Here is a 25221-nt window from a genome sequence, read left to right as displayed (position 1 = left end):
GATATTGTAAGGAGGAAATGATATGGAAGAGCAAAAGCAGTCATCTGAATATTTAATTGAACTGAGAAAATGGGCGACAGATATGATGCTAGTATTAGAACAATACGGTACAGAAATTGAAGGTAGTCTTGGTAAAGAGCGAAAAGAAAGTTTTGAAGAAATGGTCTCAAAACTTTTATCAGTGATTGATGAAGAGCAGGAAGAGCGTATTAGTTGGTCTGATGTCTATGATGATGCGAAAGTGATCCATAAAGAATGGGAAGAGATTACACAATCATTATCAACTAATCGTGCTGAGAAAAATAAGAAGGAGCCAGTAGGTATGAAACCTGTTCCAATTGGCAAGCATACGTTACCTCCTTTACCGTATAGCTATGATGCATTAGAGCCTTATATAGCAGCTGAAATTATGAGGTTACACCATTCAGAACATCACCAAAGCTATGTAGATGGATTAAATAAAGCAGAACAAAAGATGGAAATGGCTCGAAAGAAAAATGACTTTGAATTAATTAAGCACTGGGAGCGAGAAGCAGCTTTTAATGGTGCTGGACATTATTTGCATACGATATTCTGGAACATTATGAGTCCAAAAGGTGGGGGAGAACCATCAGGAGACATAGCTACACAAATAATTCGTGACTTTGGAAGTTTTGATAGCTTTAAGAAGCATTTTTCTGAAGCAGCAAAAGCTGTAGAAGCAGTAGGATGGGCCATTCTTGTCTGGGCTCCCCGCGCCCACAGGCTTGAAATTCTACAAGCGGAAAAACATCAAAACCTTAGTCAGTGGGATGTTATTCCATTATTAGTATTAGATGTGTGGGAGCATGCCTATTATCTACAATATAAAAATGAACGAGAACAATATGTAGATAATTGGTGGAATGTTGTATGTTGGAGCAGTGTAAACGAACGCTTTAATGAGGCAAAAAAGATTAAGTGGCAACCATACTAATATGAAAAGCGTGGTGGATAGTGATATCCACCACGCTTTTTCGAATTTGCTTGTACTATTCTTCAAAAAATTGAAGGATATATTCCTTTAAGTCAGCCATTCGTAGATAAGGAGGTTCCTCATCAGTTCCAGCAATAATCATTGCAGCTAATGTGTCATTTTTGTGTGCACCTCCATGTTCACCACCGTCAACATGAAGTGGAGCTCCCTCAGATTTAAACGTATAACTAGGTTTTGCATTAAGAACTACTGCAGGCGTATCTTGACTGTGTAGAGCACTTTGAATTTGATTCAGAATGTCTGGATAGTCAACATATTTTACTATCTGATTATCTTCTTCAAGCTGTAAAGTTAGCACATCTCGATTTCCTTCAATTGTCCATGTTTGGTCATAACGATCTGTCCACGGCCCAATTGGCTGGAATCTCATGCCATCATTATAATCAGGTGAAATGACATAAATCCAATCGTCTTCTTCCCATGCAGCAAAGGAGATTCGTTTGTCCATCATCGCCATTTCTCCCAAGCGAGGTAGCATATCTTCATTATCAATTGGATATACATAGGCCGATCGATGATTATTTGCTAAGACGACATCTCCAGGGATAATATCGTCCATTAAGTCTGGGATGATAAAGTCTCCATAGATTGCATCTAAATCAATAGCCATACGTGCTTCGTCTGCTAACAGCTTATCTTGTCCGTGATCCCCAATAACGATAAAAATATTTTCCTCTAGAGCTTTATCCCAGCTTTCATAGCTATTAAGCATCTCTTGGAAGTAATGCTCTGCTCTTTCGAAACCAACACGATAGTGTGGACTGTTAATATGAGCCTCTTTATCAAAGTCAGGTAAAAAGACAAACAAAAAGTCTGGTTGTTCATCATTTTTAATTAACTCTTTTACGACTTCAACTGAGTATTCATCATTTAAACCAAAACGCTGAGTGACGCCGTCCGGTAAGTTTCTTGATTGAATTACTTTTGGTTTTACAGCTGTACCAAATGCTAGTAGATCAGGTCCCTTTGTCTGAATTGAACCATTTACTTGTAGCCAATCATCTAAAAGTGGTGGTAGGTTCATATCATGAGTTGTATTTCCTCTATATAAAACAGTATTAACTGCTCCGGTTGTATAACCCCTATTTTGTAACTCCTCAAAGATGGTTATTGAATGAGGATTTAAGTGGGTATTATTCAAATGGTAAAGAGAATCAATTAATGCCTGCTTCATCCCAAGCTTGACCATTTTTTCGATAGTCGAACCATAATCAACAATCCGTTGTTCACGTTGATCGTACCATACTAAACCAGGAATCCTGTGATTTTCAGGTGACTCACCCGTAATGATAGAGCTCTCAATTACAACAGACATGGAGGGAAATGGGGCAACTAAGTCTTTATAGTACTGACCATTTTCCATTAAGAATTCAAGAGCCGGGACAGTTCCTCTTTCACCCGTATTGTCTACTAAGGAACCCGTCATTGAATCGATGATGACAAGCACTACGTTTTTGTCAGGATCTCTTGATTCCTTTTCTATCTGTTGAATTGAAGCTCCCCCCTCTCCACCTTGTTGGCATCCAATAAGACTTAGTACCAACAAGAAAGTGACAAGCCATTTCTTATTCATTGATATCCACGTCCTTTGATTGTTAAATCGATTTTTAGATACACATATCATTTGCAAAAGTAACCAAAATAAACCTCAAAAACTAAAAGGTTTACTTTGAGTTGTTTTTTAGTTGTTGAAATAAATGGTCTAACTGATACTTTAACCTCTTTGAATTTTCTTGAATATCAAGGACGTCTTTTTCTTTAAATACGTTCTTTATTTTTTTCTTTTCGGTTAACCAGAACGTTATCTTGTATTCATTGAAAAGTTTCCAGAAAGTCAATATAGCTTCTAATTGTTGAGTACTAAAGGTGAACAAGAGTTCTTTATCAGTTAAGCCATGGTCTGTCGGGGCCTGTTCAATCGCTTTTGCATGTAAACCCTTTTGCTGTTTATCTAAAGATTCAAGTACATCGAGAGCCCTCATCGTTACATATGCTTGCCATTCTTCTCTTTTAACCTCATCCCTCTCTAATGCTTCTGTTGCTTGTATGTTTTCAAGCTTTCTAAGAAGTTCTGTTGTCATTTGTTGCTGTTGTTTATACTGATTTCGATTTTGCCTAACAAAAACAATTAGAACTATCAAACTTATTACTTGAACTAGGCCAAGTATTGCAATAAATATATTCTCCATCTATACTCCTTCTCTCAATAAAGTTTTTTATTAAAGCTCAGGTGAGAACGAACATTTTGAGGCAGTTCTTTTCTGTTTGATTAAACAATTTTAGCGAATTTCCATATATCACTAATTATAAAAAGAAGATAATAATCCATGCTAATAGCGTACCAGTTACACTAAATTACTTATTAGGGGGACATCAACAATGACAGTAGCAAGCCAAATGAAACAAACATTAGCAGGCTTAAAAAGTGCACAAGCAAGCTTAGAGGGATTTGCTTTACAAACTGAAAATCAGCAAGCAAAGCAAATGTTCCAAAATATGGCTCAGCAAACACAAGGTATTGTAGACACAATCACACCTCGTATGCAAGAAATTGAACAAGAAGAGCCACAATACAAAAACTAATTGTATACTACTACGATTGTAGAGAATATTATACCTTTGTTCTAGTCTTACTTTAGAGGTAAATATCCATAGTAGAATAAGAAACAAGGCTTATTTGAAGTTGTCTCAAAGTTGTAAACAAGGCTTTGAGACAACCTGTTTATCAAATGTTTATCAAATAGCACTGGAAAAGTAGGTACTTCACTTTTTTAGTGCTTTTCAAGTAATGCGCGAAATCTCTACATTCTATTAAATCCTGCTATGATTGTTTTTTCTCAAAGCGGTGCATCGTGGGAAGCCAATACTACTACTCCAGCGTCTTTGTTTCTTTCCGCCATCGTTTCATTTGGTAATTTTTATTTGGACGGATAATTATATTAGTACATAAATTTTCACAGTCTTTTTCATAATACTAACAACTATAACATCATCAGATAGGAATGGTTCATGATGAGGAAACTAATTACAACATTGATACTCCTTTACTTAACAAGTATGGTGAGTGGCTGTGGAACAGGAATGCAAGCACAAGAAGTACCACCTGTTCAAATTGGACAGCAAGCTCTAGTAGATCAAACAAATGCTGATAATGCTAAGAAGGTCGTACTTGCAATGGAAGAAGTACTAGAAGTGAAAGGTGTGGTTTACGATGACAAAATTTATGTCGCACCAAGAGTGAAGCACTTTGATAGATTACGTCTTGAATCTATTCGAAAAACTGGATATGAAAGAGTAAATAAACGTTTTCCAGATGAAAAAGTTTTTTTTTCAACTGATAAAAAGATTTTTATGGAATTGGAAAAATTAGAACAAAGGTTAAAAGCAAGCTCAATAAAGGAAGAAGAACTTGAGAAAAAATTAACGAAATTAGAAGAGGATATGAAAGGGTAAACAATAAAGAAATGAGGAATGACGATGTCAGACCAAAAAAAGAAAAATTTAACACCCGTTCAACAGGAATACCAAAAATTTGCAAGTGAACATGAAGTGAAACGACCTGTTTTAAAAAATTGTATTCGAGCCTTTTTTATTGGTGGATTAATATGTTTATTTGGTCAATTTATTCAAACATTCTATTTTACATTTTTTGATTTTACAGAGAGAACAGCAGGAAATCCAACGGTAGCAACCCTTATTTTTCTGTCAATATTATTAACTGGATTTGGAGTGTATGACCGTTTTGCCCAATTTGCTGGTGCTGGAACAGCTGTACCAGTTACTGGATTTGCTAACTCAGTAGCATCAGCAGCGATTGAACATCGAACTGAAGGATATGTACTTGGGGTAGGTGGTAACATGTTTAAGTTAGCTGGTTCAGTCATTGTATTTGGTACTGTAGCCGCATTTGTCATAGCGTTTATTAAGACCATCCTAGTTCAATGGGGAGGCTTATAAGATGTTAGTAGGACACCGTACTTGGAGATTTGATAAAAAACCATCGATTATTTCTACAGGAACTGTTGGTGGACCTTTTGAAGCAAACGGTAATATCCCAAACGATTTTGACACATTACATGAAGATTTATGGCTAGGACAAGACTCGTATGAAAAAGCGCAAAAGGTACTATTTGAAGAAGCTTGTTCAAAGGCAATCGAGAAAGCTTATATTACTAAAGAGGATGTTCAATATATAATTGCTGGTGATTTAATTAACCAAATTACACCGACTAGTTTCGCTTGTCGAACAATTGAAGCTCCGTATATCGGTTTATTTGGAGCATGTTCTACTTCGATGGAAGGTCTTGCTCTTAGTGCGTTTATCGTTAATGGTGGTGGAGCGAATTATGTGTTAACAGGGTCGTCTAGTCATAATTCAGCTGTTGAAAAGCAATTCCGTTATCCGACAGAGTACGGAGCGCAAAAGCCCCCTACTGCCCAATGGACTGTTACAGCATCAGGAGCAGCTGTAGTATCAAGTAAAGGAAATGGACCATATATTACTTCTGCTACAATTGGTCGTGTTGTTGATATGGGGATGAGCGATCCATTTAATATGGGGGGGGCAATGGCACCGGCAGCTGTTGATACGATAGAAGCTCATTTACGTGATTTAAATATTAAACCAGACCATTATGATTTAATTGCTACTGGTGATTTGGGGCATATAGGCTTACCAATTGCCTTTGATCTTATGAAGAAGCATAATGATGGAATTACTAGAGAGCAATTTCAGGACTGTGGCTTAATGATTTATCGTGAAGGACAGCCTGTTCTTGCTGGAGGTAGTGGTTCTGGGTGTTCAGCAGCAGTTACGTATGGACATCTACTTAACCGTATGAAAAAGGGAGAAATTAAGCGAATGCTTATTGTTGCAACAGGTGCTTTACTATCTCCACTGTCCTTTCAACAAAAAGAAACAATCCCGTGTATCGCTCACGCTGTAGCAATTGAAGCAGGAGGTGAGGAGCAGGAATGATTTTCTTTTGGGCTTTTGTCGTTGGTGGTATTATATGCGTTATTGGTCAGATCTTAATGGATGTTATGAGGTTAACTCCTGCTCATACAATGAGTGCTCTAGTTGTATCTGGAGCTGTCTTAGACGGTTTTGGATTGTATGAGCCTTTGATTGACTTTGCTGGGGCAGGAGCGACTGTTCCGATAACGAGTTTTGGTAATGCACTTGTTCATGGTGCAATGGCTGAGGCTGAACAAAGTGGACTAGTTGGTATTATCACAGGTATCTTTGAAGTCACAAGTGCTGGTATCTCAGCTGCGATTATTTTTGGATTTTTAGCTTCATTAGTATTTAAACCAAAAGGGTAGATGGAGGATAAACTATGACTGTAGCTTCACAAGTTAAGCAATGTGTCTCAACATTAAAAGGGATTGAAGCAACATTAAATAGTATGGCTCTTAAAGCAGAAAACGACCAAGCACAACAAGTCTTTCGAGACACTTGTTTAATTACAAGAAGAGTAATTGGAGAAGTAGAAAATCGTGTCGGTGATTTAGAACGAGAAGAACCACAGTATAAAGGGTTTTAATGTAATTATGAATTATGAGTGATGAATTATGAATGGAAGTTCAAGAGCGTCTAAATGAAGTATTAACGTATTCCTTCCAATATCATATGTATATGTTCTTTAAATTCATAACTCATAACTTAGTATTCATAATTAATCTGAAGGGAGGTTTTAAATTGCCTGGTTGGTTAGAAGTTGCATTGCGTTCATTTGTTGGTCTTGTCATTGTGTTATTTGCTGCAAAGCTATTTATGAGGAAAGCTATCTCTCATTTTACTTACTTTGAATTCATCTCGGCTGTTGTAGCAGCAATTATTGTAGCGGTTGGGTCGATTCAGTTAGCGATTCCAGTGGCATATGTATTAGTAGCATTATTTATATGGACGTTTGTTCCTTTTTGTATATCGCTTCTCTCAATGAAAAGCAAGACATTTAGAAATATAGTTGCTGGAAAAGGCATTCCGTTTATAAAAGATGGTAAAATAATGGAAGATAACTTAAAGAAGCAACGATACTCAACAGATGAACTATTGAGCCAATTGCGAGCAAAAAATGTTTTCCGTGTTGCTGATGTGGAATTTGCTGTGTTAGAGCCAAGTGGAGATATAAATGTCCTATTAAAGAAAGATTACCAACCACTTACACCTACAGATATGCAAGTACCTGTAGCGCCCATTAAACAACCCGAAGCAGTTGTAATGGATGGGAAAATTCTAGACGAACCACTATCAACCCTTGGTTTTAATCGAAATTGGTTAGAAGTAGAGTTAGATAAAATGGGCGTAGCAATTGAAAATGTTTATTTGGGACAGGTTGATTCCTTTGGACAAGTGACAGTTGATTTGTTCGATGATAAGATCCAGGTACCGGAGCCTGTTGAAAAGCAAATGCTAATGGCATCGATAAAAAAATGTCAAGCGGACTTAGAGAAATTTGCTTTAGAAACAGATTCTCAGTCAGTAAAACAGATGTATGAAAAAAATGCCCAAGACATGACAGAAGTACTAAATAAGCTTAAGCCTTACTTACAATAGGTTTTATATAGTAGCAGTTAAAATGAAAAATCCATTAGAAATCACACGCGTACTACTTGTTATCATTTCAAACAATGAATGTACGAATTTCAAAGCATCTAGGTATTGCATATTGCTTAGGGGTTGTATCAAAAGGTGAGCTTTACCTTTTGATACAACCTCTTTTTAATGAAGACCACTGAAAAAGCTTCTTAAGTCTTATTTTAAACTTTTCAGTATGATGGGTAGATAGGTTTATATCGGGGAAGTATCTTAAAGTTTGAACTATGTCCGTCCATTCTATTGTTGATTGAAGCATAGATTACTTCATTAAGCTAATAAACCTCACTAATTATAATTGTTTTTAATCCTCTCTACTTTTTACCAACACCTATCAAATCTATAAAAGTTTATACACTAATAGAATTTAGTCCAAGTCCTTCCTCTCTATTTATACAAATTTTAATCATACGGACAAGGTTAACGCATAAACTTGTACAAAACAAAACTATAGGACGGGGTTTGGTATGGTGACAAAAATAAAAAAGCTTCTAAGTATTTCACTTTTATTTCTCTTAGTATTTTCTATGTTTCCGACTTCATTTCAAGCGAAAAACTTTTCCATATCAGCACAAGGAGCTATTTTGATAGAACAAGAGTCTGGAAGAGTTTTGTATGGGAAAAATGAACACACTCAAATGAGGATAGCTTCAATTACAAAGATAATGACTGCGATTTTAGCAATAGAGTCGGGTAAGCTCGAGGAGGAAGTAACAGTTTCAAATAACGCCTCTGGTACGGAAGGTTCATCTCTGTATTTAAAGCCAGGTGAAAAGCTACCACTTGAAGACCTTGTGTATGGCTTAATGCTACGCTCAGGTAATGATTCAGCAGTCGCAATAGCAGAGTATGTAGGGGGGAGTCTAGAGGGCTTCATATATTTAATGAATGAAAAGGCAAAGGAAATTGGTATGTCTCGGACAGTTTTTAATAACCCTCATGGTCTTGATGACCATGAAGAACATTACTCAACCGCTTATGATATGGCGATTTTAACTCAATACGCAATGAAAAATGAAACTTTCCGAGAAGTATCATCAACTAAATCCTACAGGGCTCCGCAAGAAGAGGAAGAGTGGGATAGAATTTGGCAAAATAAAAATCGCTTATTAACTCAATTATATAAGCATTCTACAGGTGGGAAGACAGGGTATACGAAGCGTGCGAAACGAACATTAGTTTCTACAGCTACGAAAGATGAGATGGATCTAATTGTTGTCACATTAAATGCACCTAGTGATTGGAATGATCATATGAATCTATTTAATTGGGCATTTGATTCATTCGAGGTGAAACAATTAGTAGAAGAGGGATTAGTTAAGGGCATTAAAGACGAGTTTTATCGTGACAAAGTTTATGCACCTTATTCCTTTGAATATCCGCTGTCAGCAAATGAAGCAGATGCTGTAAAGAAAGATATAACATTATATCGTCCACCACAAAATCACGAATGGAGTACAAGTGGATTTCCACAGCCTATCGGGAAAATAACAATTAGTGTTAGTGGCAATCATATAGGGCATGTTCCGCTTCATTATATTACACCAGAAGGAGATGAAGATGAGAAGAAAGGGTTCTTTCAAAAGTTTAAAGAAATATTTTTCTTCACTATTGGAGTGAAACAAATTGATTAATATCATTTGGGTGGTCATGCTTGTTATTGGAGTTGGATTTGCGGCTATTAATGGCACGATGGAGGCTGTAAATGAGGCGATATTTACAGGAGCGAAAGAAGCGGTCACCATTTGTTTTGGTCTAATTAGTATTCTAGTTTTTTGGTTAGGTATGATGAGGATTGCAGAAGTTGCAGGAATGCTAGATGTGTTAGCAAGATTATTGCGTCCAATAGCGAGAAGATTATTTCCAGAAGTACCAAGTAATCATCCTGCAATGGGTTATATCTTGTCCAATATGACAGCGAATATGTTTGGACTTGGTAACGCAGCGACTCCGATGGGTATTAAAGCAATGCAAGAATTAAAGAGACTAAATGGAGATAGTGATGAAGCTAGCCGTTCGATGATTACGCTACTTGCATTAAATACGGCAAGTATTACGTTAATACCAACAACTGTCATCTCGATCAGAATGAGCTATGATTCAGTATCTCCAACAGAAATTGTAGGTACGACAATCATGGCAACAGCATGCTCTACTATTGGAGCAATTTTGATCGATAGATATTTTTATTATAGACGGATGAAAAGAAGGGGGAGATAATCTTGACTTGGCTTACAGTTGCATCAATATGGATAATCCCTCTTCTTATCGCATTTATTCTATTATATGGAACCTTTAGAAAAGTTCCGACATATGAAACATTTGTTGAAGGGGCAAAAGAAGGGTTTGGAATGGCGGTTTCAATTATTCCATATTTAGTAGGGATGATGGTTGCAATTAGTGTCTTTCGAGCGTCAGGTGCGATGGATTTTTTAATTGATCTAATGAGACCAGGATTACAAGCAATTGGAGTACCATCAGAAATTGTACCACTAGCATTAATTCGTCCGATTTCTGGGACAGGCGCTTTGGGGATGACGTCTGATTTGATAGCTACATATGGTCCTGATTCTTTTATTGGTAGACTTGCTTCTACAATGCAGGGTAGTACAGATACAACGCTTTATGTCTTAACAGTTTATTTTGGAGCTGTAGGAATTAAGAAAATGGGTGATGCGTTAAAGGTTGGACTCTTAGCAGATGTAGTGGGAATTGTTGCATCTATTATTATTGTTACGTTAGTATTTGGAGCAGTAATGTAAGAATTAGCCACTAGTTGAAAAATATAAACATAACAGTGAGAAAGCAAAGAACTATACAAGTCTTTGCTTTTTTGTTGTTTTTTAGTAGATTGCAAAATAAATATTTAAAATTGCTAAGTTATGTCAATACTATTGCAGCATTATGTAAAACTGTCGAATACTTAAATCAATTGCTTGAGAATTTATAGTGGTGAGTATATCATTGTTAACGAGGTGAGAAAATGGAGCGTTTACAGAAGGTAATATCTCAAGCAGGTATTACGTCTAGAAGAAAAGCAGAAGATTTAATAGTAGAAGGAAAGGTAAAGGTTAATGGGCAAGTTGTTCGTGAGCTAGGTGTTAAAGTTACACCTAATAAGGATAAAGTTGAAGTGAATGGAGTTCCAATTGACCGGGAGGAGCCGGTTTATTTTTTGCTATACAAACCAACAGGTGTTATCTCGAGTGTGAATGATGATAAAGGAAGAACAGTAGTTACAGATTTTCTTGAAGTTGAGCAAAGAGTGTATCCTGTAGGAAGACTTGATTATGATACATCTGGTGTTATTCTTCTCACGAATGATGGAGAGTTTGCGAACATTCTTATGCATCCTAAGCACAAGGTACATAAAGTATATATTGCTAAAGTTGAAGGGATTCCTCTACGTGAAGAATTAAAGAAACTTCAATATGGTATCCATCTTGAAGACGGTAAAACAGCACCAGCTAATGTAAAAGTGTTATCGGTGGATAAGAAAAAAAATACATCAATTGTTCAATTAACGATTCATGAAGGTAGAAATCGTCAAGTCAGAAGAATGTTTGAAGCAATTGGACATCCAGTCCAGAAATTAAAAAGAGAACAATTTGCTTTCTTAACTGCTAAAGGACTGAATCCAGGTGATGTGAGAAAATTAACTCCATTTGAAGTGAAGCAATTGCGTGAATTAGCTGTCACATAAACGTCATAAAACGACTTATTATAGCAACCTTTACAACGTTATAATAGTTATTAGTAATACATTATTACGTAGTTTTGTACTATAAGGGGAGATAGAAATGAAGCAGAAAAGGCTAATTGTAAGAACATCAATCTTAGCTGTTATTGCAATTGCTTTAGGTTATACGTTCTACTCTAATTTCTTTGCTGATAGGTCAACAGTTCGTGTAGGTGACGAAGCAGTAAATTTTGTTTTAACAGATTTAAATGGTGAGCGTATAGAATTAGCAGAATTAAGAGGCAACGGTGTATTCCTTAATTTTTGGGGAACATATTGTCCACCATGTGAACGAGAAATGCCTTATATGGAGAATCTTTATAATGTTTATAAGGATAAAGGGGTAGAAATTATTGCAGTTAATGTCGACGAACCAGAGCTGACAGTACGGACATTTGTTGACAGGTATAAGCTAACTTTTCCTATCGTAATTGATAAAGGACGAAATGTATTAGATGCTTATGGGGTTAGCCCATTACCAACAACGTTACTAATTGATGAATATGGTGAAGTACAAAAGGTTCATATTGGTGGTATGACAGAAAGGCAAGTAGAAGACTTCATGGAGTTAATTGTACCTAAATCCTAGATAGGACAAAGATACGCTAATACACTATTAGTTTTTAGCCTCCTAAATAGAAGAGATAAATGGGGTGTTCAAATGGATAAATTCAAGTGCGAATGTGGTCATGAGAATCCATATGGAACGGTCATTTGTGAATCGTGCGGTAAACCTTTAGTGGAAGAGGAGAAAAAAGGGTTACTAAATATGCGTTATGAAGGAGTTGCACGACGTTCACAAACATATAATCGAACATTTATTGATAAGATTTGGAATTTCTTTTCATCGGTAAAAGTTGGTGTATGGATCATTGTTCTAACGTTGGTAGCATCATCACTCGGGACTATATTCCCTCAACAATTTTATATCCCACCATTAGTAAACCCAGCTGTATATTACTATGAAGAGTATGGAATTGCTGGTCAGATTTATTATCAGTTAGGATTCCATAACTTATATGGCTCTTGGTGGTACATGCTGTTACTAGCGGCATTAGGTATCTCGTTAATTATAGCTAGTCTTGACCGTGTTGTGCCATTGTATCGTGCACTTAAGAAACAACGTGTAACAAGACATTCAGGTTTTATGGAAAGACAGCGAATTTTTGGTGTATCTAAAGTCGATGATATTGATGAGGATATTAAGAAGGCTGTAAAGCAATTGAAAGACAAAAAATACAATATTTCTGAAGAAAATGGAAACATTGTTGCTGAAAAGGGACGCTTTGCTCGTTGGGGTCCCTATGTAAATCATGTAGGTCTTATTATCTTTTTAATTGGTTGTATGCTGAGATACTTTCCAGGAATGTATATTGATGAATTTGTTTGGGTTCGTGAAGGGGAAACTGCTGTTATCCCTGGTACACAGGGGGAATATCACCTTAAGAATGAGCAGTTTATTATTGAATTATATGATGAAGAGGATGAGAGATTTAGAGATGCTCTTGAAAGAAATCAAGGTCCTGTTGTTCAAACTTACCAAACAAATGCTATTCTTTATCAACGACAAGAGGCTGGGACAGTTGGTGAGGAACGAGAATTAGTAGAAGTAGATCGCCATAATATCCGAGTAAATCAACCATTTAAGTTTGATGGATTTGCACTTTATCAAGTAGATTATAAGTTAAATGAATTCCACGAAATGAGCTTTCGTTTAGAGCAAAAAAAGACTGGAGATACATTTGGAAGAATAGACGTTAACTTATCAAACCCCGAAACAGAGTATGATCTTGGAGAAGGGTATAAAGTAAAATTATTGCAATACTTTCCTGATTATTTCTTTAATGATCAAGGTCATCCTGCAACTCGATCGAGAGTTCCTGATAATCCTGCCTTTATCTTTGAAATGATAACTCCAGAACATCCAGAAGAAGGAGAAGTAAGCTTTGTAGCAATACGTCAAAATCTTGAACCGTTTGGAGAAAATGATTACCGTATGAGCTTTGCTGATATTACGACAAAAAACGTAACTGCTCTCACAGTTCGTAAGGATAACACGTTAGGAATTATCATCGCTGGTGGAGTTATTTTTATGATTGGATTAGTTCAAGGATCATATTGGGCACATCGCCGAATTTGGATTCAAAGAATTAATAATGAGGTGTGGGTCGCAGGTCATACAAATAAAAACTGGACGGCATTAATGGGCGATATTGAAAAAGGAATTGAAGGTACAAACATTACAAAACCAGTCGACCAAGTTATTAAGAAAGAGAAAGAAGAAGAGAAAGAGAAGGAGAATAACTCCTAAGGAGGAACATGTAAATGGCAGCTTTAAGTGGCAACCTTTTGTTAATTGCCTTTTTCTTATATTTAGCATCAACGATTTTTTTCGCCGTTTCTGTAACTGGGAAAAAATGGCGTGATAAACAAGGTGAAATGACAGGGAATCGTTGGGGAACTTTTGGATTCATTTTCTCAATCATTGGTTTCTTATTTGCAATGGGCTATTTCATTACACGCTGGATGGTTGCAGGTCATGCACCAGTAAGTAATATGTTTGAATATACAACGTTCTTAGGAATAATGATGGGACTTGCATTTATTATTATATATGCAATCTATCGCTCAAATGTAATTGGTCTATTTACAATGCCAATTGTAATGTTAATTATTGCGTACGCTTCTTTGTTTCCGCAGGAAGTTGCGCCACTTATACCTGCATTACAAAGTTATTGGTTAAAGATTCATGTAATTACTACAGCACTTGGTCAAGGTATTCTAGCTATTGGTTTTGCTGCTGGACTTGTTTATTTGGTTCGTACGATTGATTACAAACAAAAGAATAAAAAAACACGTTCATTAGAATTTATTATGTACTCATTAGTTAGTATTTTTGGGTATATCGTAATAGCTTATGCATTCAATGCTTTAAATTATGAGGCTACATTCAGCTATACGAATGAATTTGGCCAAGAGGCTGAAATGGTCTATACACTTCCTCCGTTAGTAGGTCCTAATGAGGGACAATTAATGACGGATAATGCTATATCTCCAATTGTATATATGCCTGAATGGATGAAGAGTAATGATTTAAATACGGTTATTTGGTCATTATTATCAGGTATTGTCCTATATTGGCTATTACGTTTAATCTTAAGAAAGCCAATAGGGGCTGCAATACAACCGTTATTAAAAGGAGTTAGTCCTGAAAAGGTAGATGAAGCTAGTTATCGTGCAATTGCTATTGGTTTCCCAGTCTTTACTCTCGGAGGTTTAATATTTGCAATGATTTGGGCACAAATTGCTTGGACACGATTTTGGGGTTGGGACCCGAAAGAAGTGTGGGCACTTATTACATTCTTGTATTATGCCGCTTATCTTCATTTACGTTTATCAAGAGGGTGGCATGGAGAGAGATCTGCATGGTTATGTGTTATCGGGTTTGCAATCATCATGTTTAACTTAATATTTGTTAACTTAGTTATCGCAGGGCTACATTCGTACGCTTAAAAAAGTGCCATATATTCTAATAATATTACTAAAGAGTTGTCTCAAAAGGTCCAATATAGTGAGTTCAGGAAGCAGTAATCGCTCCTGTATGTTGCGCTTGCTTTGAGAAAACCACGCATAGCAAGCTTTAAAAGATGCAACGGCTTCGCTCATTACTTAAAAAGGCTGCTGGAAAAGTGAAAATCGCACTTTTTCAGCAGCCTTCCTTTTAGGGCAACTCTTTTTATTCATAAAGGGTATGACATCTGTTACAATAAAATATGATAATGTCGAATAATGATGTATTGTTTTTATATAGAGGAGGTAGAGTTATGGAGCAAGAGGCTAGAATATTAGTTGTTGATGATGAGGAAAGAATTCGTCGTTTACTACGTATGTATTTAGAACGTGAAAATTATTATGTAGAAGACGCTGAAAATGGTGAAGAAGCAGTAAAGTTAGGACTTGAGAATGAATATGATTTAATTTTACTTGATATCATGATGCCCGGTATGGACGGAATAGAAGTTTGTCAGGAGTTACGAAAGACAAAAGCAACTCCCATTATTATGTTAACAGCAAAAGGTGAAGAGGCGAACCGTGTTCAAGGCTTTGAAGCAGGAACAGATGACTATATTGTAAAACCATTTAGTCCTAGAGAAGTCGTGTTACGTGTGAAAGCGTTATTACGTCGTTCGTCCTCTACGAAGTTTTTACACACCGATACAGCGGCTAAAGATGTTCTTGTTTTTCAACATCTGACGATTGATAATGACGCTCATCGTGTAAGTGTTAATGGCTCTGAGATTAACTTAACACCTAAAGAATATGAACTATTATATTATCTTGCTCAATCACCAGACAAAGTGTTCTCTCGTGAACAATTACTGAAAGATGTATGGAATTATGATTTCTTTGGTGATTTACGTACAGTCGATACACATATTAAGAGACTACGTGAAAAGCTTAACCGTGTGTCACCTGAGGCAGCTAGTATGATTTCCACTGTATGGGGTGTTGGTTACAAATTTGAGGCTGCGAAAGAATGATGTTTTGGAGAAGTGTAGTAGGGAAGCTTTGGTTTACAATTTTATTTTTAGTTTCTGTCGTACTAGCTATTTTAATGGTGTTGCTTATGCAATTCTTCGAACGATTTCATGTAAGTGAAGCTGAATCTCATTTAATGAATCATGCGTCGATGATAGCGACAATTCTAGAGGAATATGGAAACAGAGAAGCTGCACTTTCAACGATTTCGATGATTGCAAAAGCCTATGATACCAAGGTTGTCATTATTGGTAGAGAGGATCACTGGTATTCAAAAAATGGAGACTCGATCGCTAATTTGCCGATCGAGACTTTTTATGAAGACCCACTATTATCGAGAGCACTAGAAGGAGATTCAACGGTTATGACACAAGGAGATTTTCCATTCCATGAAGATGGGGTAGAAGTTCATACTGAAGTCATGATTGTTGGAGTACCGATTGATAATCTGTTTGGAGATATGGGAGCAGTTTATTTATATCAATCTCTAACAGCAATAAAAGAGACAACAGCTGAAACAAAACGAATTATTTATTTTTCAGCAGGAGTTGCGATTGTATTAACGACTATTTTTGCTTTCTTTCTTTCAACGCGTATCACGTCTCCATTACGAAAAATGCGGCAAGTTTCTTTTGAAGTGTCAGAAGGCAAATTTGATACGAAAGTACCTATACTTACAACGGATGAAATTGGTCAATTAGCGATTGCTTTTAATCGAATGGGTAGAGAATTAAATAAAAATTTAATGGCATTGAATCAAGAGAAGGAACAGCTCTCACGAATTCTAAGTAGTATGGCAGATGGAGTTATTACGTTAAATCGTAAAGGCGAAATTGTCGTAACAAATCCTCCGGCAGATGTATTTATTCAATCATGGTACTTTGAACAAGGGATGCTACCTGAAAATGGTGATGATTTACCTAAAGCAATTAAAAAGCTGTTTCAAAAAGTTGTTGCTCTAGAAAAAGAACAAATGACGGAAGTAGCTATACAAGGACGAAATTGGGCTATATTGATGACACCTCTTTATGATGACACCTTCGTTCGTGGTGCTGTAGCTGTTATTAGAGATATGACTGAGGAACGTCGCTTAGATAAACTTCGTAAAGATTTTATCGCGAATGTTTCCCATGAATTACGCACGCCTATTTCCATGCTTCAAGGGTATAGTGAGGCAATTATTGATGATATTGCTCAGTCCGATGAGGAAAAGAAAGAAATCGCTCAAATTATTTATGATGAATCATTACGTATGGGGCGTTTAGTAAATGAATTACTAGACTTGGCAAGAATGGAAGCTGGTCATATTCAATTGAATCAGGAAGATATCAATGTAAGTGAATATACAGAACGAGTACTACGTAAGTTCCAAGGGTTAGTAAAAGAGCATAAGATTTACTTAGAATCAGATATTAAAGGTGAGTCAATAAGAGGCTTTATTGACCCAGACAGGATAGACCAGGTCTTAACAAACTTAATTTCTAATGCGATTCGTCATACTGAGGAAAATGGTAGTGTGAAAGTGTCAGTATCGGCTAATGAAAATGAAATTAAGTTTGATGTAAAAGATACTGGTTCAGGAATCCCAGAAGAGGATTTACCATTCGTGTTTGAACGATTCTATAAAGCAGATAAGGCTAGAACACGTGGACGAGCTGGTACAGGATTAGGTCTAGCGATAGTGAAAAACATTGTAGAAGCTCATGGTGGACAAATTTCTGTTCATAGCAAAATAAATGAAGGAACGACATTTTCCTTTATTTTACCTCGATATAATGAAGAATAAAGAGAAATAGAGCGAAAATCATTGTTTCATACGTAACAATGAGGATTAATTGAGATTTATTTAAAAGGCCATTACGGTTTTTAAGTAAATCTCTTTTTTTTTTTTGAAATATTTACTCTATGTTATTAAAGTCTTAAAGAAACCATTGACAATGATAATCGTTATCGTTAAAATGTTGTTATTGAAAATGATTTTCATTAACGATTATTTATGAGGGGGAAATGGAATGGAAAGTACTCTTTCGTCTAATAAAGAACAGTATGTCATTGCAGGAATGTATGAAACAAAAAGCTCTCACTGTACACATCCCATCATTTTTGTTGGGATGTGTACAAATACAACACAATTAAATTAATAATTGAAGGGATGATTTTATATGTCAAGAGCATTATTAATCTATGCGAGCATGTCTGGTAATACTGAATCTGTTGCGGATTTAGTTGAAGTGGGATTGAAGAACAAAGGTGTTAAAGTCTTTAAAAAAGAAGTTATGGAATGCGATACAAGTATATTAGAGGGGTATGATGCAGTACTTTTAGGAGCTTATACATGGGGAGACGGTGAATTGCCTGATGAGTTTTTGGACTTCTATGAAGAAATGGCAGGTATTGATTTATCAGGAAAGAAATTTGCTATCTTTGGAACAGGGGATACCTCTTATCCTGAATTTTGCGGTGCGGTAGATTTACTTGAAGCAATGGTAGCCGAAAAAAATGGAGTAATAGTATTACCAGGGTTAAAAATAGAATTAAGTCCTGATGAAGATGAGGAAACTTGCAAGTTGTTTGGGGAGAATTTTGCAGAAAAAATAGCATAGAAATTACAAAGTGTTGAGGCTGATTAGCTTTAACACTTTTTTGTTTAGCAAGGAAACTAAAAAATACTGTATTGTAGTGGGAGCAAAGAAAAAGATGGACTAAATTTCTATAACTTATTGTATGATAAACTGAATAAGAGTAGTGTTTAACTACCTATTTTGACATAAATAAAAAGAGATTCATTCTACGATTGTTTTAATAAGGAACGTATTCAGCATTGTAATGAGAAAAATTCACTTAAAAGTTTAGGAGAAAACACTGTCAAAATACAAAAAATTGTGTATAATTGAGACGTAATTCGTTGTTGAACTACATAATAAATTCTTTAAGGTCACTTATAATAAGTGTTAATAGGGAAGTTGGTGAAAATCCAACACGGTCCCGCCACTGTAAATACTAGAATCTTTCAATGAACCACTGTCTTTTGATGGGAAGGGGAAAGTTTCGTTATAGTATGAGTCAGGAGACCTGCCTTAAAGTATTGTGAATCCTTCGAGGAAAAGGTGAAGCAGGTTGGATAGAAACTACTTTTATAAGTTGTCTATACTTTCTGCAAATAAAGTCCTCGTCATAGGGCTTTATTTTTTTACCTTTTAGTTCATAACTACAAACTCAAGAAAAACAGAGGAGATGGAGAATTTGAAGAAATGTTTAACAATACTTATGGCTCTTCTAGTTACACTTATTCTACTAGTAGGTTGTAACACAACAGATACAACTGTAGAAGCGCCAGATGAAGACCAAGCGATAGAAACTGAACAAGAAGATGTTGTTGAGGGAGAAGGGGACGAAGACCAATTCCCATTAACGCTAACAGATGCAATGGATAATGAAGTAACGATTGAAGAAGAACCGAAACGAATTGTTTCGTTAATTCCTAGCATTACGGAAACTATTTTTGCCCTTGATAAGGGAGAATATTTAGTAGGAAGAACTGATTGGTGTAATTACCCTGAAGCAGCGTTAGAAGTTGATAGTGTAGGAGGAATGGAGTTCGATGTTGAAAAGCTACTTTCACTTACACCTGATCTAGTTATCTCTCATGCATCAGGCGCACATAGCTCTGCAGATGGGTTAGACCAACTACGAAATGCTGGTGTAACAGTTGTAGTTGTAAATGATGCAACATCAATTGATGATGTATACAAAGCAATTGCGATGATTGCCAATGTGACGGGTGCTGTTGATAAAGGAGAGGAAATTGTTTCAGAGATGACAGCAACATTCGAGGAAATAGCTGCTAAGGCAAGTGCTATTTCAGTAAATGACCAGGTAAAGGTTTGGGTTGAAGTTTCACCTGCTCCAGAAATTTATACAACTGGAAAAGGTACGTTTTTAGATGAGATGTTACAAATGATAAATGCAACGAATGCTGCGAGTGAAGTTGATGGTTGGGCAATGTTTACTGAAGAAGAAGCTGTTGCTTTCAATCCAGATGTAATTGTTACTACTTATGGTTATTATGTTGAAAATCCAAGTGAACAAATTAAACAACGTTCTGCTTGGAAAGATGTGACTGCAGTTACGAATGATCGTATCTACGATGTTGATCCAGATCAAGTGACTCGTTCAGGCCCTCGTTTAGTAAAAGGAGTAGAAGAACTTGCAACGCGTATCTATCCAGACGTTTTTGCAGAATAACAAGTTCCTGTCCTATTTAATTGCACTATCATTTTTATTTTTATCAATCTTAATCGGTATTGCAAAGGGGAGTCTTTCGATTCCCTTTTCTACTATCATTTTGATTCTAGTAAATGTGGTAGTTCCATTAAATGTGGAGGTAGAGCCATTACTTACAAATATCGTTCTTGAAATCAGGGCTCCACGAGTGTTCCTAGCAATGATAGTTGGCGCTTCATTAGCACTTGCAGGAGCAGCATTTCAAGGTTTTTTAAAAAACCCTCTAGCTGACCCTTTCACATTAGGGGTTTCTTCTGGAGCAGCTGTAGGTGCTGTATTTGTATTGTTTTTTGGAATCACAATTCCTTTTTTAGGAGCATTTACTTTACCTATTATTAGTGTCTTCTTCGGTTTTTTAACTTTACTATTCGTTATTTTCTTTGCTAGACTTGTTCAAAAATCAATGTCGGCTGAAACGATAATTTTAGCCGGAATTATCGTAAGTTCTTTTCTTGGCTCCCTAATCTCATTAATGATTGCCTTAACCGGTGACGAATTAAGACAAATTATTAGCTGGCTCATGGGTAGTGTTGCAATGAGAGGGTGGAGTTATGTTGGCTTAATTATTCCTTTCTTTTTAATAGGATTCTTTCTGCTTCTTTTTAATACTCGAGAATTAAATGCACTGGCGTTTGGAGAAGAAACAGCAAGGCATCTTGGAGTTAACATACAAAAGCGAAAAATCATGATCTTGGCTGGAGCTTCGATTTTAACTGGTAGTGCAGTAGCGGTTTCGGGTACGATAGGCTTCGTTGGACTAGTTATTCCTCACTTAGTAAGGATAATATGGGGGGCAGACCATCGTCATCTTTTACCGCTATCAATGTTAATCGGTGGAGGGTTTCTCATTTTAACAGATTTAGTAGCAAGGACGATTATTGCTCCTACTGAATTACCGATAGGGGTCATCACTGCACTTATTGGAGGGCCTGTATTTGGGTTACTTCTGTTAAGGCAACGTCGTGGATTATAGCTGAAAGGAGGAGGACTCATGCTAAAGGTTCATACTATTACTGGTGGATATGGTGGGGAATCAATTATTGAGAATGTCTCGTTTGAGGTAAAAAAAGGAGAGATCTTTGGAATCCTCGGACCAAATGGGAGTGGTAAAACGACGTTATTAAAAATGATTAGTGGTTCTTTGCCCTTTCAAAAAGGGCAAATACATATTAATGGAAAAGCTATTGTGGATTATTCATCAAAAGAGTTAGCGCGCACAATGGCTGTCCTTCCACAGCATTCTGATTCTGCATTTACGTATTCTGTTTATGATATCGTTGCTTTAGGACGTTACCCATATCAAAAAGGTATGTTTCACTTTTCATCTAGTAAAGATGAAAAAATGATTGAGTATGCGATGAAACAAACGGATGTCTACCAGTTTCGTGATAAATCATTCTTAGAGTTAAGTGGTGGAGAACGTCAGCGTGTATTACTAGCTCGGTCCCTGGCACAAGAACCAAAGCTACTTTTATTAGATGAGCCAACGAACCATTTAGATATATCCTTTCAAATGAGTCTATTAGACTCATTAAAAGAATGGTCTCGAGAGCATCAGCTAACGGTCATCTCAATTTTGCATGACTTAAATATGGCGAGTCTTTATTGTGATCGAATCCTTCTTTTAGATAAAGGAGAAACTGTAGCACTAAATCGTCCAGTTCATGTGATGGAAGAGGGGCAATTGCAAGAAGTTTATCAAGCGAATATTTGTCGAAAAGAACATCCCTCAGTTCCTCGTCCGCTAATAACGTTAGTACCAAAGCCTAATCAACAAACTGAACGGTCGCTTATCGATGAATTCAAGGTGACGAAAACGAGTGAAATGATTCGTATTGATACATCATTACCACTAAAAGTTCTCTCTTCAGCGGTTATTGGAGCCGGTTTTGGTTGGTATTCACTTTTTGTAAATAGACATGTTTCTAAAGACTATAATTGTGACTGTGTTGAGAAAGAATTCAAGGAATACTTGAGAAGTAATGACATTGATGATGCGGAAGCTGTTGGAATGATGACAGCAGCTTATTTAGAGGATGCTAGCTTTGTAAAAGTAAATTCAAATGATATATCCTTGTTTGTTATGGTAACTGCTGGAGTAGGGAATGCAGTTGATGCTTCAAAGGCATACTTGCAAAGTGCTGAAACTGTATCAGTTGGGACAATTAATACTTGGGTTCTAATTGAGGGAGAGTTACCTGATGCTGCTTACGTTCAAGCAATGATGACTGCGACTGAAGCAAAGGTAAAAGCGATGCATGACGAACAAATTAAAGACCCTGTTACAGGTACCGTTGCAACCGGAACATCAACAGATAGTCTACTTATTGCAGCAACACAATCAGGAACTATTTATGAATATGCAGGTACTATAACACCTCTAGGTAAAGAAATCGGTCGTGCTGTCTATGATGCTACGGTACAGGCGATAAAGAAAAACAAAGTAAGAAGAGGAATTGTATGATTGTCTATCATCTAGTAGCAATAACGTTAGCAGTTATAATCGACCGTTTGATAGGCGATCCAAAGTGGCTTCCTCATCCTGTAGTTGGAATTGGAAAGCTAATTTCATTTCTTGAGAAACACTTAAATCGAGGGTCAAATAAAAAGGGAAAGGGAATTCTTTTTCTCATTCTTGTTATTTTCTTAACATTTATCGTCGTACTAAGTCTTACGATCGTTGCTTATATTATTCACCCGATTGTTGGTATTGTTGTCGAGTCCGTTCTCATTTCCTTAACGATTGCTGCAAAAGGGCTCAAAGAGGCTGCGGAAGATGTGGCTATTCCTCTTAAACAAAGGAATATGAATGATGCAAGATTAAAGCTTTCGTATATCGTTGGTCGTGATACAGAAAATTTAAATGAAGGTGAAATTGTTCGAGGGACCGTTGAAACAGTAGCCGAAAACACAAGTGATGGAGTTACATCTCCTTTATTTTTTGCCTTAATCGGAGGCGCTCCCCTTGCGTTCGTATACCGTGCGGTAAATACATGTGATTCAATGGTCGGTTATAAAAACGAACGATATTTACAATTTGGTTGGGCGTCTGCTCGGTTTGATGACGTTCTTAATTGGTTACCAGCGCGTATGACAGGAATATTGATGGTTCTATTTAATAAGAGCTGTTCCGTACATACAAAAAAGGACTGTTTTCAAATCTTATTCCATGATGCAAAGAAGCATCCAAGCCCTAATAGTGGCTGGGGAGAAGCAGCGGTAGCGTCCCTTTTAGGTGTTCAATTAGGTGGAAGAAATACATATAAAGGAATGGTTTCAAATCGGACCAAAATGGGTCGACCTGAGGAACGGTTACGAACAATACACATTCAGAAAACAATTACGATTATGTTTCGCACTGTAATAAGCTATGTCGTATTACTATGGTTAGTGGGAGGTGTGGCACTTGCAGTTACCAAAGCATGGAGCTAATCCAAATCAATTTGTTTCGGCATTAGGGATGGAGATGAAGGAAGATTCGATTGATTTTAGTGTGAATACAAACCCACTTGGTTTTCCTACAATTTTAAAGGATACTTGGGAGCAATACATTGAGAATATTGATCAGTATCCAGATCCAAATTCAGAGAAACTAACAAAAGCAATTGCTGACCATGCAAATGTTGATTCTACTCAAGTATTAGTTGGAAATGGTGCTGCCGAAATTATTTTTTTAATTGCCAATCATTTTCGTAATAAGAATGTACTTATTATAGAACCGACATTTACTGAGTATCGGGATGCATGTGAAGCGTTTGATTGTAATGTACAATCCTTTACTCTTAATGCTGATGATTGGACTTTTAATATAGGACAATTAATCAATCAACTAGAAAATATAGATTTACTATTTTTATGTCATCCAAACAATCCAACAGGAGTTACATATGAACGTCAAAAATTAGAACTTTTATTTAAGCAGGCATTAAGCAACAATGTTACAGTTGTCATTGATGAGGCTTTCTATGATTTTTCAACTTCGAATATAACTGTTTCAAACATGCTACCATCCTATGAGAACCTGTTAATATCACGTTCTTTGACAAAGATGTACGGCATTGCTGGTCTAAGGTTAGGTTATTTGCTTGCTAATCAAGAGTGGATCAAGAACCTAAAGAAGCTCCAGCAACCTTGGAGTATAAATGGTTTAGCACAGCAAGCAGGACTAGTATGTTTAGATGATAAGGAACATGTAAAAAAAACGGCCAAATACATAAAAAATGAACGAACTCGTCTTCAATTTGAATTAGAAAAAATTGGATATGAGGTTTCAAACTCGCAAGTTAACTATTATCTACTAAAAGAAAAAGGAAAGAATGAAGATTTGCAACCACTCATTCAATTTCTTATTAATCATTGTATTATTCCACGACATACTTATAATTTTCCTGTTTTAAATGGACGTTATATCCGTTTAGCTGTGAAAACACATGAGGAAAACAATAGACTTCTATCTATATTAAAGGAATGGAAATTGAGATGTTGACTTTTGTGACAGGTGGAGTCCGAAGTGGGAAAAGCTCCTATGCAGAAAGGCTTGCGTGTAAAGGAGATACAGGTATTAATCAAATTCATTATATTGCTACGAGTACCCCCTATGATGATGAAATGAAGAAACGGGTTAAAGCTCACCAACATTCTAGAGAGTTAGGTCATGTGTCATGGAAGACGTGGGAAGTTCCAACATATATTGAGACTGTTTTTCCCTTTATTCATAAGGATGATGTTGTGTTACTTGATTGCTTAACGAATCTAATAAGTAATGAATTATTTATTGGTTGGGAACAAGGTGAGGAAAAATGGCGTTGTAATAGTTTTCGAGACCAACTAGAACAACGCCTATCTAATACGTTCAAAATGCTCCAAGATAAACCTAATCAGATAATCATCGTTTCAAATGAACTGTTTCAAGATATTCCAGCAAGGGATAAAGGTACTTACTTTTATTTAGAATTGCTCGGTAGATTACATCAATATATTGTCTCAATTGCCAATAAAGCAATCCTTATTCAATCAGGTATTCCAATGGTGAAAAAATAGTAAACT

27 protein-coding genes and 1 riboswitch are annotated in these 25221 nt (G+C 36.4%); of the genes, 25 read left to right on the top strand and 2 right to left on the bottom strand.

Going from position 1 to position 25221, the window contains the following annotated elements:
- Nucleotides 1-22: 22 nt before the first annotated feature.
- Nucleotides 23-955 (top strand): superoxide dismutase, encoded by a 933-nt coding sequence (locus CD003_RS10285; protein ID WP_179295515.1) that lies wholly within the window; start codon nucleotides 23-25, stop codon nucleotides 953-955.
- Nucleotides 956-1010: 55 nt separating this feature from the next.
- On the opposite strand, the gene CD003_RS10280 is transcribed toward CD003_RS10285, so the two are convergent.
- The gene (locus tag CD003_RS10280; RefSeq protein ID WP_179295514.1) at nucleotides 1011-2588 is read right to left on the bottom strand and encodes an alkaline phosphatase family protein; all 1578 of its coding nucleotides are present in this window, start codon (nucleotides 2586-2588) and stop codon (nucleotides 1011-1013) included.
- Between the two features lie 91 nt (nucleotides 2589-2679).
- Complete coding sequence (locus CD003_RS10275) at nucleotides 2680-3204, bottom strand: hypothetical protein (RefSeq protein WP_096201031.1); 525 nt, start codon at nucleotides 3202-3204, stop codon at nucleotides 2680-2682.
- 190 nt (nucleotides 3205-3394) lie between these two features.
- Between CD003_RS10275 and CD003_RS10270 the strand changes: the two genes are divergently transcribed.
- The 24 genes from CD003_RS10270 (at nucleotide 3395) to CD003_RS10160 (ending at nucleotide 25215) form a co-directional block, all read left to right on the top strand.
- The gene (locus CD003_RS10270; protein ID WP_096201030.1) at nucleotides 3395-3598 is read left to right on the top strand and encodes a DUF1657 domain-containing protein; all 204 of its coding nucleotides are present in this window, start codon (nucleotides 3395-3397) and stop codon (nucleotides 3596-3598) included.
- 426 nt (nucleotides 3599-4024) lie between these two features.
- Nucleotides 4025-4468: a YhcN/YlaJ family sporulation lipoprotein gene (locus tag CD003_RS10265; protein ID WP_096201029.1), complete on the top strand. Its 444-nt coding sequence runs from the start codon at nucleotides 4025-4027 to the stop codon at nucleotides 4466-4468.
- A gap of 24 nt (nucleotides 4469-4492) precedes the next feature.
- A complete protein-coding gene (spoVAC, locus tag CD003_RS10260; RefSeq protein WP_096201028.1) occupies nucleotides 4493-4972 on the top strand; it encodes a stage V sporulation protein AC in 480 nt (159 codons plus the stop codon).
- Between the two features lies 1 nt (nucleotide 4973).
- Nucleotides 4974-5993, top strand: coding sequence for a stage V sporulation protein AD (gene spoVAD / locus CD003_RS10255; protein ID WP_096201027.1), 1020 nt, complete (start codon nucleotides 4974-4976; stop codon nucleotides 5991-5993).
- Complete coding sequence (spoVAE, locus tag CD003_RS10250) at nucleotides 5990-6340, top strand: stage V sporulation protein AE (protein ID WP_096201026.1); 351 nt, start codon at nucleotides 5990-5992, stop codon at nucleotides 6338-6340. The genes spoVAD and spoVAE overlap by 4 nt, the downstream gene beginning before the upstream one ends.
- A gap of 14 nt (nucleotides 6341-6354) precedes the next feature.
- Nucleotides 6355-6561 (top strand): DUF1657 domain-containing protein, encoded by a 207-nt coding sequence (locus CD003_RS10245; RefSeq protein WP_096201025.1) that lies wholly within the window; start codon nucleotides 6355-6357, stop codon nucleotides 6559-6561.
- Between the two features lie 155 nt (nucleotides 6562-6716).
- Nucleotides 6717-7574, top strand: coding sequence for a DUF421 domain-containing protein (locus tag CD003_RS10240; RefSeq protein ID WP_096201024.1), 858 nt, complete (start codon nucleotides 6717-6719; stop codon nucleotides 7572-7574).
- A gap of 506 nt (nucleotides 7575-8080) precedes the next feature.
- Nucleotides 8081-9247 carry a D-alanyl-D-alanine carboxypeptidase family protein gene (locus tag CD003_RS10235; protein ID WP_096201023.1) on the top strand — a complete coding sequence of 389 codons (1167 nt, stop codon included), beginning with the start codon at nucleotides 8081-8083 and terminating at the stop codon, nucleotides 9245-9247.
- Entirely contained in the window at nucleotides 9240-9833 is a 594-nt protein-coding gene (locus tag CD003_RS10230) for a nucleoside recognition domain-containing protein (protein ID WP_096201022.1), read from the top strand. Before CD003_RS10235 ends, CD003_RS10230 begins: the two co-directional genes overlap by 8 nt.
- Nucleotides 9830-10375, top strand: a complete 546-nt coding sequence (locus CD003_RS10225) for a spore maturation protein (RefSeq protein ID WP_096201021.1) — start codon at nucleotides 9830-9832, stop codon at nucleotides 10373-10375. The genes CD003_RS10230 and CD003_RS10225 overlap by 4 nt, the downstream gene beginning before the upstream one ends.
- Before the next feature lie 221 nt (nucleotides 10376-10596).
- Nucleotides 10597-11316, top strand: coding sequence for a pseudouridine synthase (locus CD003_RS10220; RefSeq protein WP_096201020.1), 720 nt, complete (start codon nucleotides 10597-10599; stop codon nucleotides 11314-11316).
- Nucleotides 11317-11413: 97 nt separating this feature from the next.
- A complete protein-coding gene (gene resA / locus CD003_RS10215) occupies nucleotides 11414-11941 on the top strand; it encodes a thiol-disulfide oxidoreductase ResA (RefSeq protein ID WP_096201019.1) in 528 nt (175 codons plus the stop codon).
- A gap of 72 nt (nucleotides 11942-12013) precedes the next feature.
- Complete coding sequence (resB, locus tag CD003_RS10210) at nucleotides 12014-13663, top strand: cytochrome c biogenesis protein ResB (protein WP_096201018.1); 1650 nt, start codon at nucleotides 12014-12016, stop codon at nucleotides 13661-13663.
- 14 nt (nucleotides 13664-13677) lie between these two features.
- The gene (ccsB, locus tag CD003_RS10205) at nucleotides 13678-14865 is read left to right on the top strand and encodes a c-type cytochrome biogenesis protein CcsB (protein ID WP_096201017.1); all 1188 of its coding nucleotides are present in this window, start codon (nucleotides 13678-13680) and stop codon (nucleotides 14863-14865) included.
- A 311-nt stretch (nucleotides 14866-15176) separates the two neighbouring features.
- Nucleotides 15177-15893: a response regulator transcription factor gene (locus CD003_RS10200; RefSeq protein ID WP_096201016.1), complete on the top strand. Its 717-nt coding sequence runs from the start codon at nucleotides 15177-15179 to the stop codon at nucleotides 15891-15893.
- Nucleotides 15890-17677 carry an ATP-binding protein gene (locus tag CD003_RS10195; RefSeq protein ID WP_096201015.1) on the top strand — a complete coding sequence of 596 codons (1788 nt, stop codon included), beginning with the start codon at nucleotides 15890-15892 and terminating at the stop codon, nucleotides 17675-17677. The genes CD003_RS10200 and CD003_RS10195 overlap by 4 nt, the downstream gene beginning before the upstream one ends.
- A 226-nt stretch (nucleotides 17678-17903) precedes the next feature.
- Nucleotides 17904-18032 carry a hypothetical protein gene (locus tag CD003_RS22295; RefSeq protein ID WP_257008293.1) on the top strand — a complete coding sequence of 43 codons (129 nt, stop codon included), beginning with the start codon at nucleotides 17904-17906 and terminating at the stop codon, nucleotides 18030-18032.
- 21 nt (nucleotides 18033-18053) lie between these two features.
- Nucleotides 18054-18494: a flavodoxin gene (locus CD003_RS10190; protein ID WP_096201014.1), complete on the top strand. Its 441-nt coding sequence runs from the start codon at nucleotides 18054-18056 to the stop codon at nucleotides 18492-18494.
- Nucleotides 18495-18806: 312 nt separating this feature from the next.
- Nucleotides 18807-18985, top strand: a riboswitch (cobalamin riboswitch).
- Nucleotides 18986-19134: 149 nt separating this feature from the next.
- Nucleotides 19135-20136 carry a helical backbone metal receptor gene (locus tag CD003_RS10185; protein WP_373558538.1) on the top strand — a complete coding sequence of 334 codons (1002 nt, stop codon included), beginning with the start codon at nucleotides 19135-19137 and terminating at the stop codon, nucleotides 20134-20136.
- A complete protein-coding gene (locus tag CD003_RS10180; protein WP_096201012.1) occupies nucleotides 20099-21148 on the top strand; it encodes a FecCD family ABC transporter permease in 1050 nt (349 codons plus the stop codon). Before CD003_RS10185 ends, CD003_RS10180 begins: the two co-directional genes overlap by 38 nt.
- 18 nt (nucleotides 21149-21166) lie before the next feature.
- Nucleotides 21167-22639: a heme ABC transporter ATP-binding protein gene (locus tag CD003_RS10175; protein ID WP_096201011.1), complete on the top strand. Its 1473-nt coding sequence runs from the start codon at nucleotides 21167-21169 to the stop codon at nucleotides 22637-22639.
- Nucleotides 22636-23607: an adenosylcobinamide-phosphate synthase CbiB gene (gene cbiB, locus CD003_RS10170; RefSeq protein ID WP_096201010.1), complete on the top strand. Its 972-nt coding sequence runs from the start codon at nucleotides 22636-22638 to the stop codon at nucleotides 23605-23607. The genes CD003_RS10175 and cbiB overlap by 4 nt, the downstream gene beginning before the upstream one ends.
- The gene (gene cobD / locus CD003_RS10165) at nucleotides 23582-24661 is read left to right on the top strand and encodes a threonine-phosphate decarboxylase CobD (RefSeq protein ID WP_096201009.1); all 1080 of its coding nucleotides are present in this window, start codon (nucleotides 23582-23584) and stop codon (nucleotides 24659-24661) included. The genes cbiB and cobD overlap by 26 nt, the downstream gene beginning before the upstream one ends.
- A complete protein-coding gene (locus CD003_RS10160; protein ID WP_179295513.1) occupies nucleotides 24655-25215 on the top strand; it encodes a bifunctional adenosylcobinamide kinase/adenosylcobinamide-phosphate guanylyltransferase in 561 nt (186 codons plus the stop codon). Before cobD ends, CD003_RS10160 begins: the two co-directional genes overlap by 7 nt.
- Nucleotides 25216-25221: the final 6 nt, after the last annotated feature.

The sequence above is a fragment of the Bacillus sp. FJAT-45350 genome, from assembly GCF_002335805.1.
Lineage (GTDB): Bacteria > Bacillota > Bacilli > Bacillales > NISU01 > FJAT-45350.
This window is presented reverse-complemented; position numbering and strand designations above follow the sequence as displayed.

Bases quoted from the DNA above. Each gene is read 5' to 3' on its own strand.
- spoVAD (WP_096201027.1), top strand. From the start codon at position 4,974: ATGTTAGTAGGACACCGTACTTGGAGATTTGATAAAAAACCATCGATT.
- CD003_RS10275 (WP_096201031.1), bottom strand. From the start codon at position 3,204: ATGGAGAATATATTTATTGCAATACTTGGCCTAGTTCAAGTAATAAGT.
- CD003_RS10190 (WP_096201014.1), top strand. From the start codon at position 18,054: ATGTCAAGAGCATTATTAATCTATGCGAGCATGTCTGGTAATACTGAA.
- CD003_RS10245 (WP_096201025.1), top strand. From the start codon at position 6,355: ATGACTGTAGCTTCACAAGTTAAGCAATGTGTCTCAACATTAAAAGGG.
- resA (WP_096201019.1), top strand. From the start codon at position 11,414: ATGAAGCAGAAAAGGCTAATTGTAAGAACATCAATCTTAGCTGTTATT.
- cbiB (WP_096201010.1), top strand. From the start codon at position 22,636: ATGATTGTCTATCATCTAGTAGCAATAACGTTAGCAGTTATAATCGAC.
- CD003_RS10220 (WP_096201020.1), top strand. From the start codon at position 10,597: ATGGAGCGTTTACAGAAGGTAATATCTCAAGCAGGTATTACGTCTAGA.
- CD003_RS10160 (WP_179295513.1), top strand. From the start codon at position 24,655: ATGTTGACTTTTGTGACAGGTGGAGTCCGAAGTGGGAAAAGCTCCTAT.
- CD003_RS10175 (WP_096201011.1), top strand. From the start codon at position 21,167: ATGCTAAAGGTTCATACTATTACTGGTGGATATGGTGGGGAATCAATT.
- spoVAE (WP_096201026.1), top strand. From the start codon at position 5,990: ATGATTTTCTTTTGGGCTTTTGTCGTTGGTGGTATTATATGCGTTATT.
- CD003_RS10195 (WP_096201015.1), top strand. From the start codon at position 15,890: ATGATGTTTTGGAGAAGTGTAGTAGGGAAGCTTTGGTTTACAATTTTA.
- resB (WP_096201018.1), top strand. From the start codon at position 12,014: ATGGATAAATTCAAGTGCGAATGTGGTCATGAGAATCCATATGGAACG.
- CD003_RS10235 (WP_096201023.1), top strand. From the start codon at position 8,081: ATGGTGACAAAAATAAAAAAGCTTCTAAGTATTTCACTTTTATTTCTC.
- CD003_RS10265 (WP_096201029.1), top strand. From the start codon at position 4,025: ATGATGAGGAAACTAATTACAACATTGATACTCCTTTACTTAACAAGT.
- CD003_RS10280 (WP_179295514.1), bottom strand. From the start codon at position 2,588: ATGAATAAGAAATGGCTTGTCACTTTCTTGTTGGTACTAAGTCTTATT.
- CD003_RS10200 (WP_096201016.1), top strand. From the start codon at position 15,177: ATGGAGCAAGAGGCTAGAATATTAGTTGTTGATGATGAGGAAAGAATT.
- spoVAC (WP_096201028.1), top strand. From the start codon at position 4,493: ATGTCAGACCAAAAAAAGAAAAATTTAACACCCGTTCAACAGGAATAC.
- ccsB (WP_096201017.1), top strand. From the start codon at position 13,678: ATGGCAGCTTTAAGTGGCAACCTTTTGTTAATTGCCTTTTTCTTATAT.
- CD003_RS10270 (WP_096201030.1), top strand. From the start codon at position 3,395: ATGACAGTAGCAAGCCAAATGAAACAAACATTAGCAGGCTTAAAAAGT.
- CD003_RS22295 (WP_257008293.1), top strand. From the start codon at position 17,904: ATGGAAAGTACTCTTTCGTCTAATAAAGAACAGTATGTCATTGCAGGA.
- CD003_RS10285 (WP_179295515.1), top strand. From the start codon at position 23: ATGGAAGAGCAAAAGCAGTCATCTGAATATTTAATTGAACTGAGAAAA.